The sequence below is a fragment of the Pantoea sp. EKM103V genome (assembly GCF_011800365.1).
GTDB classification, from domain to species: Bacteria; Pseudomonadota; Gammaproteobacteria; order Enterobacterales; family Enterobacteriaceae; genus Pantoea; species Pantoea anthophila.
Map to the genome: position 1 here is coordinate 327,786 of NZ_JAALFQ010000003.1, position 18,890 is coordinate 346,675.

Genomic DNA, 18,890 nt, shown 5'->3' on the forward strand with positions numbered 1-18,890 from the left:
TGTATGATGCGTTCCGGTAACGCTGACGCATTATGGGGAGCAATATGAATGATGACAGCGATATTGGCAGCGACAGCCAAGGGCGGTAGCGTGCCTGAATCGTGTTTTTCGTTGATAAAATGAGCAGCGCTGGCGGTGATTAAAGTCAGAGTAATCTGTTGGTATTCATCACAATATTATTGGATTTATGGTTAAGATCATGGGCGTAAACGCCGCAGGAGCTCCCCTTAGAAACGGCTCAGTCTGAAGAGGCTTCATCGTTCAGCGATTAAACAGGCGATAGCCGTTGCGGGTTAAAGGAAATAAAATAAAGAGTTAAATATGCGCGATACACAATTTACGTTTAAAAGTCTTATTACCAAATTAACGCTGGCCTGTTCAGATTTAATTTGTTTCAACGCAGCTTTATTTATAGCGATGATGCTAATTAATGTTCAGTCAGATTCGCCGCTGGCAGATATTTCTGAAAAAGAAATGAATCTACAAATTGCCACGCACATTTGTCTGTCAATTATTTGCATCGGCTGGTTCTGGGTAAGACTTCGTCACTACACTTACCGCAAACCTTTCTGGTTCGAATTAAAAGAAGTTTTTCGTACCATTCTTATATTTTCTGTTATTGACCTGTCGATTACCGCGCTGTCGCAGTGGCAGATGTCGCGTTTTGTCTGGCTGCTGACCTGGGTACTGGCGCTGATTTTCATTCCAACCTGTCGCGCCCTGGCAAAACGTCTGCTTAATAAAAATGGCTTGTGGAAAAAACAGACCATTATTATTGGCAGCAGTAAAAATGCCCACGAAGCCTGGCAGGCGCTGCAAAGCGAAGAGGTGATGGGCTTTGACGTGGTGGCCTTCTATGACGTTGATGGAACCTGCCCGCAGGAGATCATGAACGGCGTGCCGGTGCTGCGCGACGAGCAGGAACTCTGGCATCTGGCCAGCAGTGAAACCCAGTTCATCGTGGCGGTGGAGTTTGAGCAGAGTCAGTACCGCGATATGTGGCTGAAGTCGCTGGCGATGCACAACTGCCGTTCCGTCTCCGTTATCCCGACCCTGCGCGGTGTGCCGCTCTACGGGACCGACATGGCCTACATCTTCAGCCATGAAGTGATGATTCTGCGTGTTCAGAACAACCTGGCGAAACGCACGTCTCGCTTCCTGAAGCGGACATTCGATATTGTCGGTGCGCTGTCGATTATTCTGATGCTGATGCCTGCGCTGCTGGTGCTCGGCTTCCTGGTTGGCCGTGATGGTGGACCGCCGATTTATGGTCACGAACGTGTAGGAATGAATGGCCGTAAATTTAAATGCCTGAAGTTCCGCTCGATGGTGATTAATTCCAAAGAAGTGCTGGAAGAGGTCCTTCGTACTGACCCGATTGCGCGTGCGGAATGGGATAAAGATTTCAAACTTAAAAATGATCCACGTATTACTAAAGTGGGCCACTTCATTCGTAAAACCAGTCTGGATGAGTTACCTCAGCTCTGGAATGTGGTGCGCGGTGATATGAGCCTGGTCGGTCCTCGTCCGGTCATTGAAGATGAACTCTGCCGTTATGCTGGTGATGTTGATTATTACCTGATGGCTAAGCCAGGCATGACGGGATTGTGGCAGGTCAGCGGTCGTAATGATGTTGACTATGAAACCCGCGTCTATTTCGACTCGTGGTACGTAAAAAACTGGTCACTGTGGAATGACATCGCCATTCTGTTCAAAACAGTGGGTGTCGTCCTGAAACGTGACGGTGCGTATTAAGTGTGAGTCGAAAGGAGTGCGTTAACGCGCACTCAGAGGTGTTGTGCCGTTGTCAGGCGTGTCGTTGTTGGCGCCATCGTCAGGGATATCGTCGTGCATTATTAGTCTACTATGATGCACGGCACGCAGATTCGCCCTGACAGATGGCGACAACGTATAACAAGTGGAGCAAGGATAATGAACGACAGGTTCAGAGCTTAAGTCAGGCAGGATTTACTTTTTTTGTTGGACGCTTACACAGCGGCGGTTTCGCCTCTATCAATAAATAACTGATAGCGAAGATCTAAATGATTACAATCAAAATGAAATTGATACCCTTGCTGGTATCCGCCACATTCCTCAGCGGGTGTACGATCGAACCAGGTCAGCGCCTTTCTACGTCGGGAAAAGATGTCATTGAGCAGCAGGATAGCAACTTTGACATCGACAAATACGTCAACGTCTTTCCGTTAACCCCTTCACTGGTTGAGAAGATGCGTCCTAAGCCACTGGTGGCCCAGGCGAACCCGACTCTCCAGAACGAAATTCAGAACTACGAATACCGTATCGGTGTGGGCGATGTACTGACCATCACGGTCTGGGATCACCCGGAGCTGACCACCCCAGCCGGTCAGTATCGTAGCGCCAGCGACACCGGCAACTGGGTACACTCAGACGGCACCATCTTCTATCCTTACATCGGTCGTGTGCGTGTCGCGGGCCGTACCGTCGGCGACGTTCGTAACGAAGTCGCCCGTCGCCTGGCACAGTACATCGAAAGTCCTCAGGTTGATGTCAGCATCGCCTCGTTCAAATCACAGAAAGCCTACGTGACCGGTTCTGTCACCACCTCAGGCCAGCAGCCGATTACCAACGTGCCGCTGACGATTCTGGATGCGATTAACGCCGCGGGCGGCCTGGCTGCCGATGCAGACTGGCGTAACGTCGTGCTGACGCACAATGGTCGTGAGCAGCGTGTCTCTCTGCAGGCGCTGATGCAGAATGGCGACCTGAGCCAGAACCATCTCCTCTATCCGGGCGATATCCTCTACGTTCCGCGTAATGACGATCTGAAAATCTTCGTCATGGGCGAAGTGAAGCAGCAGGCGACCCTGAAAATGGACCGCAGCGGCATGACGCTGGCGGAAGCGCTGGGTAATGCGGCCGGGATGGATCAGACCACCTCTGACGCCACCGGTGTCTTCGTTATCCGTCCACTGCACGGTACCGATCGCAGCAAGATTGCCAACATCTATCAGTTGAACACCAAAGATGCGGCATCCATGGTGATGGGCACCGATTTCCAGCTTCAGCCTTACGACATCGTTTATGTCACCTCTACACCGCTGACGCGCTGGAACCGTGTGATCTCGCAATTACTGCCAACCATTGCGGGTATCAACGATGTGAGCGAGAGCGCGCTGCGTATCCGCAACTGGTCGAACTAAGGTCTGACCATGATTACGTCCGTGTTAGTCGTTTGCGTCGGCAATATCTGCCGCTCTCCCACCGGAGAGCGCCTGTTTAAACGCGCGCTGCCCGATTTGGATGTTCGTTCTGCTGGCCTGGGGGCGCTGGTAGGCCACCCGGCCGACCAGACAGCCTCTGACGTCGCCGCTGCGCAGGGTCTGTCGCTGGACGGTCACCAGGCGCAGCAGCTGACGGCCGAGATGTGCCGTCAGGCCGATCTGATTCTGGTGATGGAAAAGCGACAGATTGAACAGGTGAATCGCATCGACCCCGCTGCGCGTGGCAAAACCATGCTGCTTGGGCACTGGCTCAATCAGAAAGAAATTGCGGATCCGTATCGAAAAAGCCGTGAGGCCTTTGAAGAGATTTACGGGTTACTGGAAAACGCTACCCAGAAGTGGGTCAACGTATTAAGCCGATAGTTGGGATTATCCATGAATATAAAAAATAAGGTCAGAACCGCGCCGGGAGAGGAGTCGAATGGATGGGATCTGGCGCATCTTGTGGGACAGCTAATTGATCATCGCTGGATCATTGTTGCCGTTACCGCTTTTTTCATGCTGGCGGGAACACTCTACACACTGTTTGCGACACCGATTTACAGCGCAGATGCGCTGGTTCAGGTTGAGCAGAAGAACGCCAGCACCGTTCTGAACGAAATTGACAGCATTCTGCCACCGACCCCGGCGTCTGATACGGAAATCGAGATCCTCGAATCCCGTATGGTCATCGGCAAAACGGTTGACGATCTGGGTCTGGATACCGTGGTTGAGCAGAACTACTTCCCGGTTATCGGTAAGGGTCTGTCGCGCCTGATGGGAAATAAACCTGCCAGCATCGCGATTTCCCGCCTGGAAATCCCACGCACCATCGACAAGCGTAACGTGGAACTGGAAGTGACCGGCTCGCAGAGCTACACCGTCTCTAAAGATGGTGATGAGCTGTTCAAAGGTAAAGTCGGTCAGCTGGAGTCGCACGGCGACGTCACCATGCTGGTCAGCGAGATCCACGCTGACGAAGGCACCAGCTTCACCGTCACCAAGCTGAACGACCTGCAGGCGATCCGTTCTGTTCTCTCCAACCTGACCGTGGCTGACAAAGGTAAAGATACCGGCGTGCTGGGTCTGGAGTACCTGGGTGAAGATCCGGAGCAGATCAGCAAAGTCCTGAATCAGATCGTGAATAACTATCTGCTGCAGAACGTTGAGCGCAAGTCTGAGCAGGCCGAGAAAAGTCTGGAGTTCCTGCGCACTCAGCTGCCTGCCGTTCGCAGCAAGCTGGATGATGCGGAAAACAAACTGAACGCCTTCCGTCGTCAGAACGAATCGGTTGACCTGTCACTGGAAGCGAAATCTGCCCTGGACTCTTCTGTCAGCGTGCAGAGCCAGCTGAACGAACTGACCTTCCGTGAAGCGGAAGTCTCTCAGCTGTTCACCAAAGATCACCCGACCTACCGTGCGCTGCTGGAAAAACGTAAAACGCTGGAGAATGAGCAGGCTCAGCTGAACAAGAAAATCTCTGGCATGCCTCAGACTCAGCAGGAAATCCTGCGTCTGACCCGTGACGTTCAGTCTGGTCAGGAGATCTACATGCAGCTGCTGAACCGTCAGCAGGAGCTGGGCATCAGTAAAGCGAGCACCGTGGGTGATGTCCGCATCATCGACAGCGCGCAGACAGCAAACGCGCCGGTCGCACCGAAGAAGATGCTGATCATCGCCGCAAGCCTGATTCTGGGTCTGTTCGTGTCGGTCGGTCTGGTTCTGCTGAAAGCGCTGCTGCATCACGGCATCGAGAACCCGGATCAGCTGGAAGAGCTGGGCATGAATGTCTATGCCAGCGTGCCTCTGTCAGACTGGCAGCGTAAGAAGGATACCGAAGCCCTGGCGCGTCGCGGCAGCAAGGTGAAAACCGATCCGCACGAAACGCTGCTGGCGCTGGGTAACCCGACTGACCTCTCTATCGAAGCGATTCGTAGTCTGCGTACCAGCCTGCACTTCGCCATGATGGAAGCGAAAAACAACATCCTGATGATCACCGGCGCCAGCCCGGGTATTGGTAAAACCTTTATCTGTGCCAACCTGGCGACCCTGGTCGCGAAAGCGGGTCAGCGTGTCCTGTTCATCGATGGCGACATGCGTCGTGGCTACACCCACGAACTGCTGGGCGCGGATAACAAATCAGGCCTGTCCAACGTCCTGTCCGGTAAAACGGAGTTCAGCCCGGCGCTGATTCAGCAGGGTGTATACGGTTTCGACTTCCTGCCTCGTGGTCAGGTGCCGCCGAACCCGTCTGAGCTGCTGATGCATCGTCGTATGGGTGAGCTGCTGGACTGGGCGAGCAAGAACTACGACCTGGTATTAATCGATACGCCACCTATCCTGGCCGTTACCGATGCGTCAATTATCGGTAAGCTGGCAGGCACCTCGCTGATGGTGGCGCGTTTCGAAGCCAACACCACGAAAGAAGTGGACGTCAGCTTCAAACGCTTTGCCCAGAACGGTATTGAGATTAAAGGTGTGATCCTCAACGCCGTGGTGCGTAAAGCGGCCAACGCGTATGGCTATGGTTACGACTACTACGCCTACGACTACGGCAAGACCAACAAAAGCTGATCATTGAGTAAGCAACAGGGGGCGGTCTGACCGCCCCTTTTTATCGTCCCTTTGAATGACGACACGCATCAATTGACACAGGTTATTCTGTCCGGACCCGGAAAAGCGATAAAACGATAAATCGCATGGCGAGCGTCACTCAACAGACTTCATCTCCAGCAGGGCATCGCCCGCACGTCATTTGTGATCGTGCTCTCTGGCTCGCGGAAAAGCCGGCCGGGAAGGCGAAGCAGGATGATTGCTGGCATGAGAACTTGTGGAATTAAGGAATCACACCATGGCTCCCTATTGGTATGTATCAGGCTTTTTACTGCTGCTTGCGCTGTTTGAAATCGCGCTAAAAAAAGACGAACGCACAAATCATATTCTGACCTGGCTGCTCTGTGTGGCCGCCATACTGTTGATTGTTTTCGGGGGGATTCGCGGTCTCGGCACCGGCATGGATGATTTCCAGTACCGGAGTTTCTTTGAAGACTTTGTCAGACGTATCGAGATTAACGGCTTCTTTAAAACCGTCGCATTTTTCCGTTATGAACCGCTGATTTTTGCGATCGCCTGGCTGACCAGCCTGTTTTCGCACAACGCCAGCATCTTTCTGTTTGTCTTCTGCGCCATTGCCGTTTTCATTAACACTTACTTTTTCCGGAAGATGTCACCCTATCCGGTGCTGGCGCTGATGCTCTATTCGGCGCACATCTTTATCAACAAAGACATCAACCAGATCCGCTTTGGCCTGAGCTCGGCGCTGTTCCTTGGCGTCCTGTGGTCGATCTATCTCAAGCGCTACTGGTGGGCGTTTGCCTTCTTCGTGCTGTCGTTCACCAGTCACAACACCGGAATCATGGTCGTGACGCTGGTGCCGTTCCTGTTTATTCGTGACTGGCGCTGGTGGCCGGTGATCATCATCGTGGCCAGCCTGCCGCTCTCCGTCGTGGGCGGTTCCAGCTTTATTGCCCTGATTGCCGGACATCTGGGATCGCTGGGTGAGAGGGCGTCGGGCTATAACAATGACCCCTCTTATGCGATGGGTGGCAGTATCCTGGCGGTGTCGAACCTGAAAAACATCATGCTGGTGTTTGTGTTTTTCTATTTCATGCTGACCGATGAGCTGAAGCGCGAAAATTACGCCCAGTATCGTCTTAACTATCTGCTGATTTTAAGTTTTGCCATCGGCGGCGCGATCAGGATCTTCCTGTACAACTTCCCATCCGGTTCGCGTCTGTCTAACTATCTGCAGCAGGTTGAACCGATCATCCTGACCTCGCTGATTTATCAGGCCAGACGGTCATGGAAACCCGCGCTGTTTGGCATGCTGGTGTTCTTCCTGCTCTATTACCTCTACTACAACACCATTTCAACCAAGCAGGCGGTGACCGGCTATGAAGTGGCGCGGGAGTTTTGGTTGATTCACTGATTACCGGGCGGCTGGACTCTCCAGAGAGGCAGCCGCCTGTCAGATCCCCGGTTTTTCTTCGACGGTTGTCGACTGAACTGTTTATTTTTGAATTATTTTGATGAGGTGCTGGCCATGAAGGACATTCGTTTCTCTATCGTAATTCCGGCTTATAACGCGTCAGAATCGATTGTCACGACGCTGGATTGCGTTAAAGCTCAAACGTATCGCAATTTTGAGGTCATCATCGTTGATGATAAGTCGGCGGATGCCGCCGCGCTGGCGGACGTTGTTCGCAGCGAACGCTATCAGGAGCTGGATATCAATCTGGTGCTCTCTGAGGTGAAACTTAACGGCGCCGGTGCGCGCAACAAAGGCATTGAGCTGGCCACCGGCGACTATGTCAGCTTCCTGGACGCCGATGATGAGTGGGCCGCTGACAAACTGCAGCAGGTGAGCGAGAAAATCGTGCAGCTGGAGGGGCAGGGCAGACAGAAATTTGTCATCTTCAGTCAGGTCAATATCTATCAGGATGGATCGTTCCTGAAAGTAATGCCGATGCAGCCACCAGGCAAAAACGAAACCGTCGCCGAGTATCTGTTCGGCTGCTACGGCTTTATCCAGACCAGCACCATCGTGCTGAAGCGGGAAGACGCGGCAAAAATTCAGTTCGATACCCGCTATATCCGCCATCAGGATTATGATTTCTGTATTCGTGCCGACCGCATGGGCTATGACTTCGTGATGATTGCCGCGCCGCTGGCGAACTATCATCTGGTCACCAAATTTGGCTCCAAGCACAAAGGCGAATCGGTGAAATATTCGATGTTCTGGCTTGATACCATGAAGCCGCATCTGACCCCGCGTGATATCCACACCTACAAAGCCTTTAAGCTGCCGCTGCGCTACAAGATGGATGGCAAGTCGCTGATGGCGAGCCTGAGCTTTGCCCGCTACTTCTTCCTCACTAACAAAGATAACCGTGCCTATTTCATGAACCGGGTCAAAGACAAGGTCAGAGCACGTTTCGGTGGTGAGAAAGCGATCTCCTGACGCGCGGCGTGTCCCGCTCTGCTCCTGATATCAGGAGCCACTCTCTTTTCATTTAATTCAGGGTTGAAGATGAAGACTTCTGTTGGAACCGTTGGCATTGTGATGCCTATGTATAATGCCCGTCAGACGGTATTACGCGCCGTGCAATCGGTGATCAACCAGCACTATACCGACTGGCACCTCTATCTGGTCAACGATAAATCCACTGACGACTCGCTGGCCTTTGTGCGTGAGCACTGCCAGGACCCGCGCATCACCATTCTGGACAACGCGGTCAACATGGGCGCAGCAGAGACCCGCAACGTCGGGCTGCGTGCGGCCACGGAAGAGATCATCGCCTTCCTCGACAGTGATGATGAATGGCATGCGGATAAGCTGACTCAGCAGGTGGCCGCCATTGAGGCCGGTGATGATTTTGTCATTACCGAGTATCACTACAAAACCCGCAAGGCTGAGCACGACATCACCTACGGCAAACCTTATCTGCAGCAGGAAAATTTCGTGAAAAAGCAGTATCGCGTCTGCTTTTCTTCCGTCTGCTTCCGCCGCCCGCCTCAGGGACTCTTCTTCCAGCGCAAAGGGCACGAAGATTTCCTGTTTCTCTATGAGTTGTTCACCCGCTACAAGCAGGCACGCGTAATTCAGACGATTCTGGTCAACTATTACGAATTAGGGGATTCCCTTTCACGTAATAAGAATAAAGCGGCCCAGTGGCACCTCGAATTATTAAGAATTATCTATAAAAACAATCCTTTAAAAATCTATTACTATTACGCCTGGTATATGGTGAATGGTGTGCTGTTTACCCTTAAGCATCGTTAAGCCCGTCGGCAGGATTGTCTTTAAAATTTGAGGTGGATAGCGTTTCATGAAAAAAATTGTCCTGGTGATCAAAGATGCTTACTCCTATGCGGGCACCGAGAATATCTGTAACTTCATGTCAGAATGTCTTGGCGAAACGCATGACGTCACCATCTACTCGCTGGAAGGCAGCGGAAAAACCTTCTACCCGTTTGAGCATGTCAAAGAGATTGTCAGCTTTGAAGGGCAGAGCAACCCTATCAAAAGCGCGGTTGCCCGAATCCATGAAGAGGGTTTCGACACCGTCTTCCTGATCAGCATGGGCCGCCTGAGCGTGATGTTCGCCTTCTGGAATCTTCTGCTGATGAAGAAGAAGCGTGGCAAAGCCTACGCCTGCGAACACATCGCCATTAACTCCTTCAGCAAACCGATTAAGTTCCTCAAGTTCCTGCTGCTGCGCTACTACGACCGCGTGATTGTTCTGACCGACAAAGATCATCAGGTGTTCAGCCGCTGGCGCATTCCCAGCATGCAAATCCCCAATCCGGTGGTTTACAAAGGCTATCAGCGCCAGACCCGCTCCCGTCAGGCGCTGGCCGTCGGACGTCTGGATAACCAGAAGGGGTTTGACCTGATGCTGGATATCTGGCGTGACTTTGCCAGAAAACACCCGGACTGGACGCTGGTGATTGCCGGTGACGGTGAACTGCGTCAGCAGCTGCACGATCAGGCGGCAGTGCTGGGGATCACGGACAGCGTGAAGTTTGTCGGCAAGGTCAGCAATATCAATGACTACTATCGCGACAGCGACATGGCGCTGATGACCTCCCGCTATGAAGGATTGCCGCTGGTGCTGCTGGAAGCGAAATCCTGGTCACTGCCGGTCGTCGCCTACGACTGCCCGACCGGGCCTCAGGAGATCATCAACCACGGCGAAGATGGTTTCCTGGTGCCCATGAATGACAAAGCCACGTTTCTGGCGCGAATGGAGCAGCTGGCGACAGATGATGCGCTGCTCTATGCCATGAGCGAAAAAACGAAACAGACCGCGCTGAAATTCGACGGTAATCAGATCAAAAAAAGCTGGCTGTCATTGGTTTAACCGGAGCTGGAAACGCTCACTTGCGACGTGCCTCAGGGACACCGCCATGGCCAATGGCCTTATTGACTACGGGAATTGATGCATGAAAAGAAGAGAAGTGTTACAGACCGCCGCCTCCGCTCTGGTGGGGGCTCTCTCCGTGAGCACCTTTTCCAGCTACGCTGCTAAAAGTAACGGCATTGCCCTGAAACCGGTTGATGCCACCGCCGTGCCGAAAGGGGACGTGCCGATCCTGACGCCGGAAAATGTCTACGCGATGCCACCGCAGTTCTGGCAGAGCTTTGAGGGTAAGCTCTGGATTGGTAAAGCCGGTGTGGATGCCAGCAAGCCTGGCAACCAGATTCCGGTCTTCCTGCGTGACGCCAGTGGTAAGGTCTCCGAGATTGCTCAGCCTATCGCGCTGAACAAGGGCAACTTTGCGCAGTTTATTCAGGATAATGCTGCGCTGATTGCCGATCCTTCGCATTCGATGACGGTAGAAGATAATAACGGGCAGACCCTGTTTAACATCGCGGATGTCAGTCGCCCGGGCGCTGCTGATTTCAGTCAGCGCCTGTCACAGCCGGCGGGTTATCAGCTGATTGGCGAGATCCCGTCCGTGGCGGAGTTACGCAAGACCCGTCCGCTGTTTGAAGGGGCCAAGATCAAACTCAAAAGCTGGCACGAGGGGCGGGAAGTGGGCGGCGGCGAGTTCGTCGGCAGCTTCCAGCCCGCGCAGAATGATGGCGGCGTCAACTTTGCCGGTGACGGCTTTCACTGGCGTCGTGTGGTAGACGATTTCAACCGCCTGACGCTGTTTGATTTCGGTGCCATCGCCGATGGGAAAACCGATACGGCACCCGCCATTATGGCGATGTTCCAGTGGTCGCAGCAGGCGAACCAGCAGATCTGCGTTCAGTTCCCGGCCGGGACCTTTATGGTTTCCGCCTGCAACCTGGGCGACAAGTATCTCAACTTCTTCCGCATGTCCGGTGCGATGGTCAACTTTGGTTACTTCCCGGCGACCACCCTCGTTTCCGATGGTAAGTCAGAGTTCGTCTTCCAGATGAATGCCCGCCGGGTCGAGCTTTCCAACCTGATTTTTAACGGCAATAGCGATAAGAGTCCGAACCAGCAGGGCTTTTTCCATAACATATGCCCGGGCGGACAATATTTCCGGGGTGCCTGCCTGCGCTTTAACGCCGTCGGCGGTACCGCGATCAGCCTGCAGGATACCCTCGATTGTAAAATCGACCAGTGGTATGCCTCCCGCTGCAGCGGCGACGTCATCAAATCGGGCTGGTCAGGACAGAAGCAGGGCAAATGGGACCACAGCACCGCTATCGAGCTGTCGAACTTCAACGCGCAGTACTGCCGTGGGGGCAAAGTCCTCAACTTGCCGCGCTGCGGTCAGTCGATTATCCACAACGGCTGGATTGAGCACTGTGACAACCCGGGCGATCTCTCCAACGGTCAGTGGATCGTTGATGCGCTGAGCCTGGAGGATTGTAAGAACCCGCTGATCGCCCATAACACGCGTCTGAATATGCGCCAGACCAGCCTGCAGTCGGGCAGCTGGATCGATAACTCGATGCAGGGCGATCGTCTGCTCAGCATCTGGGAGATGGGGTCGACCCGCGTTGAATCTTACGGCGTCGCGCTGGATGGCAGCCTGAAATACAACTACATCACCTCGCGCTGGCGTCTGGAGAACAACACCAATCAGGAGACCTGGTTTGATCTCGGCAGCCTCTACTCACCCACGGTGGGCGACTCCTGGGAGATCGAAATCTTTGGTCAGGCGCAGTTCAGCAACGGCAGCGGCGACAAGCCCCTGATGAACCTGATCAGCGACAAAACCACCGGTGGCCGCGCCGTGATCCACGTGCAGCGCAAGAAAGACCTCTCTGAAGCGAGCTGGTCAGCCGAAGGCAGCAGCCCGGTCCTCGATGTGCGCTATGTCGCTGAACATGACACCGACGTTCGCCTCTTCGTCAAACTGGCGGGCTGGACGCCGTCGGCCGCCGTGCTGGTGAAAACCACCGGCAAGGATCGTTTTGTTACCGGTCGCTGTGCGCGCGTTAACGCGCGGATGGAGCCAGGCAATCCGCCGGCGGGCGATAAGACCAAACGCGCGCCGCAGCGCTTCAGTCTGCACAACGGCAAAGCGGGTGTCGGGGCCAACGAGCAGGGCGACCTGCTGATGGCGTCGCGTCCGCTCTCTGCCGACCAGGTCGATACCAGCAAGCCGGAAGGCTTTGTTTCCGTGGTCATCAACGGGAAACAGGTTGCCCTGCCTTACTTTGCCATTAAGTCCTAACCCTTGCATGACGGCCGCCACAACGGAGGCGGCCGGATTTAACAGGAGCGGTACCTTTGGGTGCGTTATCCCGTAAGCATTATTTTGAACAGAGCTCATTTTGCCCATGACGGATCCGGGCGGCTTACAGAATTAAAAAAATTTATTCGGAGTTGTTATGAAAATTTTATTGGTGGGTAACCATACGTGTGGGAATCGTGGGGATGGCGCGATTCTTCGTGGACTGATTGATTCAATGAAGTCTGCACGCAGTGATTTAGACATTGATGTGATTAGCCGTTATCCAACCAGCTCCGGTTATCTGCTCCAGCAGGATATTCAGCAGGATGCGCTGTTTCTGCACAACAGCAAGTCAGGCAAAGGTCTGGTCGGTTCGTTTAAGCGTAAAGTCGCGAACCGTCTGATGCCCGACATCATGATGGCGCACCTGGGCAAGGGCGGCGTCTTTAAGTCGTTTGCCGTGCCACCGCACCTCAAAGCCTTTACCGAAAGCCTGGCGAAATATGACGCCATTATTCAGGTTGGCGGGTCATTCTTCGTCGATCTCTATGGCGTCACCCAGTTTGACCACGCGCTTTGTGCGCTGATGGCGAAAAAGCCTATTTACCTGATTGGTCACTCGGTGGGTCCGTTCCAGAACCCGCGCGTCAATGCGCTGGCTAACTTTGTTTTTGACCGCGTTAACAGCCTGGTTCTGCGTGAGTCGGTCAGCCTCGATCTGATGAAACGTGATGGCGTCACCAGCTCGAAAGTCGCGGCCGGCGTCGACACCGCTTTCCTGGTGCGCGCGCGTGAAGTGGAAAATCCGAGCCATAACCTGCTTCACTGGCAGGGGATTATCAGCAGCCGTAAAACCATCGCCATCACCGTGCGCGAACTGGCACCGTTTGATAAACGTCTGGGCGTCACACAGAAAGAGTATGAAGCAGCCTTTGGTCGGGTGATCAATGCGATGATCGCAGAAGGTTACCAGGTCGTGGCGTTCTCCACCTGTACCGGCATCGACAGCTATGCCAAAGATGACCGCATGGTGGCGCTGACCCTGCGCGATCACGTGGAGCAGCCTGAGCATTACCATGTCATCATGGATGAGTTTAATGACCTGGAGCTGGGCATCCTGCTGAGCCACTGCCATCTGACCATTGGTACCCGCCTGCACTCGGCGATTATCTCCATGAACTTTGGCACCCCGGCCGTGGCGATCAACTATGAGCACAAGTCGATGGGTGTGATGAACCAGCTGGGTCTGCCGCAGATGGCAACCGATGTGAAAAGCCTGATGGATGGCTCGCTGATCGACAAGGTGAAGAGTGTGCTTGCCGACTACGACAACATTAAGCTGAAGGTCAATACGGCCGTTGCGAATGAAAGGGAAATTGGCAACCGGATCACTGAAGAGATTCTCAAAGTATTAGGGTAATGTGATGAAACTGACTTTTTTCACCATGCGTTTCCCGGTTGCCTCTGAGACATTCGTTCTGAATCAGGTAACCCATTTTATTGATGCCGGTTACGAGGTGGAGATTATTTCAGTCTTTCCCGGCGATTTAGTGAACCGGCACGCCGCGTTTGATGAGTATGGTCTGGCGGCGAAGACGCATTATCTGCTGCCGGAAGAGAAGATCTCGATTGTCGATAAGCTCAACCAGCGCATCAGGCTGGTGCTGCCGAACGTGACCAAACCGTCGCTGCTGCGTTCGCTGAACATGCGTCGATATGGCGCGCAGTCCAGCAAGCTGCTGCTGCCGTCGATCGTGGCTAATGCGAAGCAGACGTTCACCGCGGATGTTTTCCTGGTGCATTTCGGCTATGCCGGTGCGCTGGCGAATAAGCTGCGTGAGCTGGGCGTACTGAAGGGCAAGCAGGCGACCGTGTTCCACGGCGCCGATATTTCCCGTCGTCACATTCTGGAAGAGCACAAGCTCGACTACGTCAACCTGTTCCGCCAGAGCGAACTGATGCTGCCAATCAGCCACCTGTGGGAAAACAAGCTGATTGAGATGGGCTGCCCGCCGGAAAAAATTCATGTGACACGCATGGGGATTGAGCCAGAGAAGTTTAACTTCCAGCCGCGGCAGGCATTTCACAAGCCGCTGCGTATCGTTTCGGTGGCGCGTCTGACCGAGAAGAAAGGGCTGGATGTGGCGGTGAAAGCCAGCGCCATCCTGAAGCAGCGGGGCGGTCAGTTCCAGTACACCATCATCGGCAATGGCGATCAGGATGAGATGATGCGTGATTTCATCGCCCGCGAGGGAATGGAAGATTGCGTCAGTATGCCGGGCTTCAAACCGCAGGAGGAGATTCGTCGCGCGCTGAGCGAAGCGGACATCTTCCTGCTGCCTTCCAAAACCGCCGCTGATGGCGACATGGAAGGGATTCCGGTTGCGCTGATGGAGGCGATGGCGGTCGGCCTGCCGGTGGTCTCTACCTTCCACAGCGGTATTCCCGAACTGATTGAGAACAATGTCTCCGGCTGGCTGGTGGAAGAGGACGATCCCGAGGCGCTGGCAGAGACGCTGCTTAAGCTCTCTGAGGGCGAAGTGGATGTGGCCCCGGTGGTCGCTGCTGCGCGGCATAAAGTTGAGACGGAGTTCAATCAGCATATCGCCTATGGCGAACTGGCACAGATTCTGGAGCGACTGGTGTGAGTGGATTTAAGTCACAGGCGATTTGGCTGTTTGGCAGCACCTGCTTTTCTGCGGTGCTGCAGGTTGCACAGCTGAGCTTTCTCGCCCGCAAACTGGAAACCCACGAGCTGGGACTGCTGGCCATCATCAACGCCATTCTGGCGGTGGCGGGTGTCCTGCAGGATATGGGGATGAGCAGTTATCTGGTGCATCGCCAGAACATCACCCGCCGTGAGCAGAGCACCATCTACTGGGTTAACGTATCACTCAGTCTCTGCACCGGCCTGATCATGCTGCTGATCGCTTTCCCGGTGGCCTGGTTCTATCACCTGCCGGAGCTGACGGGGCTGATCATGCTGACCAGTCTCAACTTCCTCGTGCTGGGACATCTGTCGCAGTATCAGGCGCACTACATCAAGACCAGGCGGATGGTGTCGCTGGCGAAGATTGAGATGGGCACCAAGCTGTTTGCCTTCCTCTGTGTGGTGGCAATGCTGGAGTTCACCTCACTGACCGTAGCGGCAGCGATTCTCGGCCTGTTCATCAATGCCTTTACCCGTATCCTCTGCATGATTGCATTGGGTGAGAAGTCATGGCGCCCGACCTGGGAGTTCGACAAAGCGACCTTCTTCGGGGCGATTCGCTACGGCAGCTACCAGCTTGGCTCCCAGACCATTAATCAGCTGCGCACCCAGGCGGATGCGCTGGTGGTCGGTAAGGTGATGGGCGCTGAGATGCTGGGTGTCTACTCGCTGGCAAAAGAGCTGGTGCTGCAACCGCTGAAGCTGGTGACGCCGGTCATCAACCGTCTGGCGCTGCCGCGCTTTGCTGAGAAGCAGCACGATGCTGAGCAGCTGAAAAAGCTGTTCCTCAAGGGGACGCTGGGGATCATGCTGTTCAGCAGCGCAATGTATCTGGTCATTGGCATCTTCTCGCCGGTGATCGTCCGTATACTCTATGGCGCATCTCACGAGCAGGTTTATCACCTGATCCCGCTGATGCTGCTGTTCGGTATGCTGCGGCCGATGGGGGGACTGACCGGTGCCATTTCGCAGGCTAACGGACGCACCAACGTCGAGTTCTACTGGAACATCGTGGCGAGTATCGTGGTGCTGGGCGTGCTGGCGACCACCTTTATCTGGCCTAACGTACTCTATGTGGCGCTGACGCTCTCCATCTCGCAGATCCTGATCTCGGCGCTGGCCCACCCGTTCTTTATCAAGCCGGTAATTGGCATTCGTTTTATGCCCTATGCCCGGCAGTGGGTGGCGGTGTCGGTGGTCTTAGTCGGCCTGATGGTGCTGGTGAACCACTTCAATCTCTTCATCATGCCGGAGTGGTTTGAAGGCTGGCTGTAATCATCACACAGCGATATCAACGGGCGACCTCAGGGTCGCCCGTTTTCATTTATGGCTGGTCTCAGCCATGCAACGAACAGTGCTGCAGATCACAGTGGCAATCTGCGATTACTGATTGTCTTTACTCAGTTTATGGTATCGCTGGCAATGGGCAAAATGCCGAATTTCTAAGTTATGACAGAGAGTTACTGTCCGCTTTTCAGATAAAGATTATACTTGCTCTTCCGGCCGATCCTGCATAATCGACCCACATCTTCATTTTATTAAACGGAATAAATATGACCAAGCTTAAAGCAGTAATCCCGGTTGCGGGCCTCGGTATGCATATGCTCCCTGCGACTAAAGCCATTCCGAAAGAGATGCTGCCTGTCGTCGACAAACCGATGATCCAGTACATCGTTGACGAATGTGTTGCCGCAGGTATTAAAGAGATCGTGCTGGTCACGCATGCATCGAAAAATGCGGTCGAGAACCACTTCGATACCACTTATGAACTGGAAGCGCTGCTGGAAGCGCGTGTGAAGCGTCAGCTGCTGAGCGAAGTGCAGTCTATCTGCCCGCCAGGCGTAACTATCATGAACGTGCGCCAGGCACAGCCGCTGGGCCTGGGCCACTCGATTCTCTGCGCCCGTCCGATGATCGGTGATAATCCATTTGTCGTGGTGCTGCCGGACGTGCTGCTGGACGATTCCACTGCTGACCACCTGCGTTATAATCTCGCGGCGATGGTTGCCCGTTTTGAAGAGACCGGCCACAGTCAGGTTCTGGCACAGCATATGCCTGCCTCCGACCTCTCTGAGTACTCCGTGATCACCACCGAAGAGCCGATCAACAACCCAGGTGATATCAGCCGTATCACCAACTTTGTTGAGAAGCCTGAGCATCCGGCTGAGCTGAACTCTGACCTGGCTGCGGTAGGGCGCTATGTGCTCTCTGCGGACATCTGGGCTGAACTGGAGCGCACTGAACCTGGCGCCTGGGGCCGTATCCAGCTGACCGATGCGATCGCCAGCCTGAGCAAAAACAAACCTGTTGATGTTTCACTGCTGACCGGCCACAGCTTCGACTGCGGTCGTAAACTGGGTTACATGCAGGCGTTCGTCTCTTACGGACTGCGTAACAACGCCCAGGGCCGCGATTTCCGCGAAGCGATTCAGAACATCCTGGCAAAACAACAGTAATTATTTTGCCGCGCACTGCGCGGCAGCTTACAAGGAGTGCACATGGCTATTTTGGTAACGGGCGGGGCAGGCTATATCGGTTCCCATACCGTACTGGCGCTGCTGCAGCGCGGTGATGATGTGGTGGTGCTGGATAACCTCTGCAATGCCTCACGCGAAGCGATCAACCGCGTTGAAAAGCTGGCGGGGAAGAAAGCGACCTTCGTCGAAGGCGACATCCGTGACCGCGCCTGCCTGCGCGACCTGTTTGCCTCAAACAGCATTTCCGCCGTCATCCACTTCGCCGCGCTGAAAGCGGTCGGTGAGTCGACGCGTATGCCTCTGGAGTACTACGAGAACAACGTCGCGGGTACGGTAGTGCTGCTGGAAGAGATGCGCAACGCGGGCGTCTGGAACTTCATCTTCAGTTCGTCAGCCACCGTTTATGGCGCGGATGCACCGGTTCCCTATGTGGAAACAACCCCGATTGGCGGCACCACCAGTCCTTACGGCACTTCTAAGCTGATGATCGAGTTCGTCATGCGCGACTTCGCCAAAGCAGAGCCGAAGTTTAAGGCGATTGCGCTGCGCTACTTCAACCCGGTTGGCGCGCATGAGTCAGGCGAAATCGGCGAAGACCCGACCGGCATCCCGAATAACCTGCTGCCTTACATCGCACAGGTCGCGATTGGTCGTCTGGAGAAGCTGGGTGTGTTTGGCGGAGACTACGAAACGCCAGACGGCACCTGCCTGCGTGACTACATCCATGTGGTCGACCTGGCTGAAGGACACCTGAAAGCGCTGGACCATCTGAGCAAAGTTGAGGGCTACACCGCCTTTAACCTCGGCGGCGGTAAAGGCTTCTCGGTACTGGAGATGATCAAGGCGTTTGAGCAGGCCTCCGGCAAAGCAATTCCGTTTGAGATTAAACCGCGTCGTGACGGCGACCTGCCTGCCTTCTGGGCAGATGCGTCCCTGGCGAACCGTGAGCTCGACTGGCGCGTAACACGTGGCATCGATGAAATGATGCGCGATACGTGGAACTGGCAGAGTAGGAACCCGGATGGGTTCCGGTAGTTGACGACGTAATAATCAAAAAACCCGGTTTTGACCGGGTTTTTTTATGCCTGCATTAAGAGGAACTTCAGATTCGTGGTTTGCTCATTCACTTAACTGGCAGTTTATGGATATCTCGACGCTTAATACAGAATTATCCTGGTCTTTCGAAATGAGGGGCTGATGACAATAGAGAGTAGTACGGCTCTGTGAAGAAGCACTATG

Annotated in this window: 14 protein-coding genes; all 14 read left to right on the forward strand. The window is 54.2% G+C overall.

The annotated features are described in order from the left end of the window. Positions 1-321: 321 nt before the first annotated feature. The 14 genes from wbaP (at position 322) to galE (ending at position 18,686) form a co-directional block, all read left to right on the forward strand. Entirely contained in the window at positions 322-1,755 is a 1,434-nt protein-coding gene (gene wbaP, locus HFD97_RS10415; protein ID WP_009089249.1) for an undecaprenyl-phosphate galactose phosphotransferase WbaP, read from the forward strand. A gap of 287 nt (positions 1,756-2,042) precedes the next feature. Then, positions 2,043-3,182, forward strand: coding sequence for a polysaccharide export protein (locus HFD97_RS10420; RefSeq protein ID WP_009089251.1), 1,140 nt, complete (start codon positions 2,043-2,045; stop codon positions 3,180-3,182). 9 nt (positions 3,183-3,191) lie between these two features. Beyond that, entirely contained in the window at positions 3,192-3,626 is a 435-nt protein-coding gene (locus HFD97_RS10425; RefSeq protein WP_009089253.1) for a protein-tyrosine-phosphatase, read from the forward strand. A gap of 12 nt (positions 3,627-3,638) precedes the next feature. Continuing rightward, on the forward strand, positions 3,639-5,816 hold the full coding sequence (gene wzc / locus HFD97_RS10430) for a tyrosine-protein kinase Wzc (protein WP_167431450.1): 2,178 nt from the start codon (positions 3,639-3,641) through the stop codon (positions 5,814-5,816). Between the two features lie 277 nt (positions 5,817-6,093). Next, the gene (locus tag HFD97_RS10435; RefSeq protein ID WP_009089257.1) at positions 6,094-7,230 is read left to right on the forward strand and encodes an EpsG family protein; all 1,137 of its coding nucleotides are present in this window, start codon (positions 6,094-6,096) and stop codon (positions 7,228-7,230) included. Between the two features lie 114 nt (positions 7,231-7,344). Beyond that, positions 7,345-8,262: a glycosyltransferase family 2 protein gene (locus tag HFD97_RS10440; protein ID WP_167431451.1), complete on the forward strand. Its 918-nt coding sequence runs from the start codon at positions 7,345-7,347 to the stop codon at positions 8,260-8,262. 69 nt (positions 8,263-8,331) lie between these two features. Continuing rightward, on the forward strand, positions 8,332-9,084 hold the full coding sequence (locus tag HFD97_RS10445) for a glycosyltransferase family 2 protein (protein ID WP_046102193.1): 753 nt from the start codon (positions 8,332-8,334) through the stop codon (positions 9,082-9,084). Positions 9,085-9,130: 46 nt separating this feature from the next. Beyond that, complete coding sequence (locus HFD97_RS10450) at positions 9,131-10,165, forward strand: glycosyltransferase (RefSeq protein WP_009089262.1); 1,035 nt, start codon at positions 9,131-9,133, stop codon at positions 10,163-10,165. 82 nt (positions 10,166-10,247) lie between these two features. Beyond that, positions 10,248-12,464 (forward strand): phage tailspike protein, encoded by a 2,217-nt coding sequence (locus HFD97_RS10455; protein ID WP_009089264.1) that lies wholly within the window; start codon positions 10,248-10,250, stop codon positions 12,462-12,464. 157 nt (positions 12,465-12,621) lie between these two features. Beyond that, positions 12,622-13,884, forward strand: coding sequence for a colanic acid biosynthesis pyruvyl transferase WcaK (gene wcaK, locus HFD97_RS10460; protein WP_033736181.1), 1,263 nt, complete (start codon positions 12,622-12,624; stop codon positions 13,882-13,884). 4 nt (positions 13,885-13,888) lie between these two features. After that, positions 13,889-15,112, forward strand: a complete 1,224-nt coding sequence (locus HFD97_RS10465; RefSeq protein ID WP_009089267.1) for a glycosyltransferase — start codon at positions 13,889-13,891, stop codon at positions 15,110-15,112. Next, positions 15,109-16,449 (forward strand): lipopolysaccharide biosynthesis protein, encoded by a 1,341-nt coding sequence (locus HFD97_RS10470; protein ID WP_167431452.1) that lies wholly within the window; start codon positions 15,109-15,111, stop codon positions 16,447-16,449. Before HFD97_RS10465 ends, HFD97_RS10470 begins: the two co-directional genes overlap by 4 nt. Positions 16,450-16,727: 278 nt before the next feature. Then, a complete protein-coding gene (gene galF / locus HFD97_RS10475; protein WP_009089271.1) occupies positions 16,728-17,630 on the forward strand; it encodes a UTP--glucose-1-phosphate uridylyltransferase GalF in 903 nt (300 codons plus the stop codon). Positions 17,631-17,672: 42 nt separating this feature from the next. Next, positions 17,673-18,686 carry a UDP-glucose 4-epimerase GalE gene (gene galE / locus HFD97_RS10480; RefSeq protein ID WP_167431453.1) on the forward strand — a complete coding sequence of 338 codons (1,014 nt, stop codon included), beginning with the start codon at positions 17,673-17,675 and terminating at the stop codon, positions 18,684-18,686. Positions 18,687-18,890: the final 204 nt, after the last annotated feature.

Excerpts from the sequence above, each read along its gene's own strand:
- wcaK (WP_033736181.1), top strand. The coding sequence starts at position 12,622 with ATGAAAATTTTATTGGTGGGTAACCATACGTGTGGGAATCGTGGGGAT.
- HFD97_RS10465 (WP_009089267.1), top strand. The coding sequence starts at position 13,889 with ATGAAACTGACTTTTTTCACCATGCGTTTCCCGGTTGCCTCTGAGACA.
- HFD97_RS10425 (WP_009089253.1), top strand. The coding sequence starts at position 3,192 with ATGATTACGTCCGTGTTAGTCGTTTGCGTCGGCAATATCTGCCGCTCT.
- HFD97_RS10440 (WP_167431451.1), top strand. The coding sequence starts at position 7,345 with ATGAAGGACATTCGTTTCTCTATCGTAATTCCGGCTTATAACGCGTCA.
- HFD97_RS10450 (WP_009089262.1), top strand. The coding sequence starts at position 9,131 with ATGAAAAAAATTGTCCTGGTGATCAAAGATGCTTACTCCTATGCGGGC.
- HFD97_RS10445 (WP_046102193.1), top strand. The coding sequence starts at position 8,332 with ATGAAGACTTCTGTTGGAACCGTTGGCATTGTGATGCCTATGTATAAT.
- galF (WP_009089271.1), top strand. The coding sequence starts at position 16,728 with ATGACCAAGCTTAAAGCAGTAATCCCGGTTGCGGGCCTCGGTATGCAT.
- HFD97_RS10420 (WP_009089251.1), top strand. The coding sequence starts at position 2,043 with ATGATTACAATCAAAATGAAATTGATACCCTTGCTGGTATCCGCCACA.
- HFD97_RS10455 (WP_009089264.1), top strand. The coding sequence starts at position 10,248 with ATGAAAAGAAGAGAAGTGTTACAGACCGCCGCCTCCGCTCTGGTGGGG.
- wzc (WP_167431450.1), top strand. The coding sequence starts at position 3,639 with ATGAATATAAAAAATAAGGTCAGAACCGCGCCGGGAGAGGAGTCGAAT.
- HFD97_RS10435 (WP_009089257.1), top strand. The coding sequence starts at position 6,094 with ATGGCTCCCTATTGGTATGTATCAGGCTTTTTACTGCTGCTTGCGCTG.
- galE (WP_167431453.1), top strand. The coding sequence starts at position 17,673 with ATGGCTATTTTGGTAACGGGCGGGGCAGGCTATATCGGTTCCCATACC.
- wbaP (WP_009089249.1), top strand. The coding sequence starts at position 322 with ATGCGCGATACACAATTTACGTTTAAAAGTCTTATTACCAAATTAACG.